Origin of the sequence: Bacillus cereus group sp. BfR-BA-01441 (assembly GCF_022663075.1) — a bacterium.
Lineage (GTDB): Bacteria > Bacillota > Bacilli > Bacillales > Bacillaceae_G > Bacillus_A > Bacillus_A cereus.
This window is the reverse complement of the sequence record NZ_JAKUEU010000204.1, coordinates 1-1,468: the sequence shown is the minus strand read 5'-3', so window position 1 is coordinate 1,468 and position 1,468 is coordinate 1. Positions and strand designations below refer to the sequence as shown.

The window sequence follows — 1,468 nt, the reverse complement described above, 5'->3', positions numbered from 1 at the left end:
TTATTTATTTTAACTACACCATCAATCAATTTATTTTTAACATAATTTTTTAAATTGACAGGTGCATCCCTAACAGATCGCGCTTTTTGTTTTAAAGATTCTTTGAAATTGTTAAAGCTTTTTTGTAAAGAACCCTTAAAAGTATTGATTCTATCTTTCCAAGTAACCCCTTTTTCTTTTTGGACATTGTATTTATCCAGCGCATCTTCAATATTTTTCAAGTGTTGCTCTAACAAATTTTTAATATCATCTTTTGTTAGATTAGGAGTATCAGGATTATCAATATCCTTTTCTAATGTTTCTTGAACTTCATGAATACTTTCGTTTATCAAATTTTTAAGCGTAAGATTTTCAAGACTTTCATTTATTGTTTTTGTATCAATTTCCAAGCCTTGTGGTTTACGAATTTCCTCATTGTGTTCAAATTTTGGATTAACTTGATATATACCTGATTGAACTTTGTTGAAAAACTCTGATTCTTGTAATGCTTTCATTGTTTCAGCAATAGTTCTACTTGAAACGCCAGTCTTTTCAGATATTTCTTTTTGTGTCATATGTAGCTGATTTTCATCGTTGAGGTTATCCATGACAAAATTGAGAACTTGAATTTTTTTATCACCATTTAAATTTAAATCTAAAAGTTCATTCCAATCTTTATTTGCCATTACTTACACCTCCTGTTTATCTTTCCAATTCTTCTTCCACCTTTTGGCTTTGTTCTTGACTCTTATCTTTAAGTTGATGATTTTCAAATTTCATATCTTCTTGAAGTAATTCTTTTTGTTGATCTTTATCAAGATGTCTAACACCATGAGCTAATAAATCACTTTTATCATTCAAATAATCTTTAAAATCTTTATTATTGTTAGCTCTACTATCAAACATTTTCATTTCCGCGATTGCTTCTTGACGTAATTGAAGACTCATTTCAGGTTTATCCATTACATTTGCTAACTGATAATCAACACGATCAATCGAACTTCTTTTAACATCATTTTTTTCAGTGCCTACAAAATTGTTTTCTAAATGCTTCTTGTATTCAGCTTTGTAATCTGTTAATTTTTGTTCATTCATCCTTATCACTCCATGTTTTCAAAATAAAGTTAACCTACTTATATTCTATCACAATATACATTGAATGTACAGTGAATGTATAATAAAAATTCAAAAAAAGAGAAACTTTTTACAGTTTCTCTCCTTCAACACTACTTTTTTTAAAAATCGGAACTGATAAATATATCATTTACTAAAATCAAACTTTAAGCCACCTGTTTTTTTATCTGTTAATTTCAATTTTGCCGGAAAATCTTTTTTGTTTGGATCTTTACTCTTGAATCCTTTTATCTCACCAGTAACTCCTTTTTTCAATAATGCTTTAACATTCGCTTCACTTATAGTTTTACCTGAATATTTAGCTGGTAATGTAAATTTACAACCGCTATCATAACCAGTGCAACCATAGAAAACA

General features: G+C 28.3%; 3 protein-coding genes. All 3 read right to left on the bottom strand.

Annotation, left to right across the window (positions count from 1 at the left end; all coding sequences use genetic code 11):
* A partial coding sequence (locus MR107_RS29960; RefSeq protein WP_242293151.1) for a replication/maintenance protein RepL occupies positions 1-665 on the bottom strand: 665 nt, incomplete at its 3' end.
* A 16-nt stretch (positions 666-681) separates the two neighbouring features.
* Positions 682-1,074 carry a hypothetical protein gene (locus MR107_RS29955; RefSeq protein ID WP_242293150.1) on the bottom strand — a complete coding sequence of 131 codons (393 nt, stop codon included), beginning with the start codon at positions 1,072-1,074 and terminating at the stop codon, positions 682-684.
* 165 nt (positions 1,075-1,239) lie between these two features.
* Positions 1,240-1,468: topoisomerase C-terminal repeat-containing protein (locus MR107_RS29950; RefSeq protein WP_242293149.1), on the bottom strand; the 229-nt coding region annotated here is incomplete at its 5' end.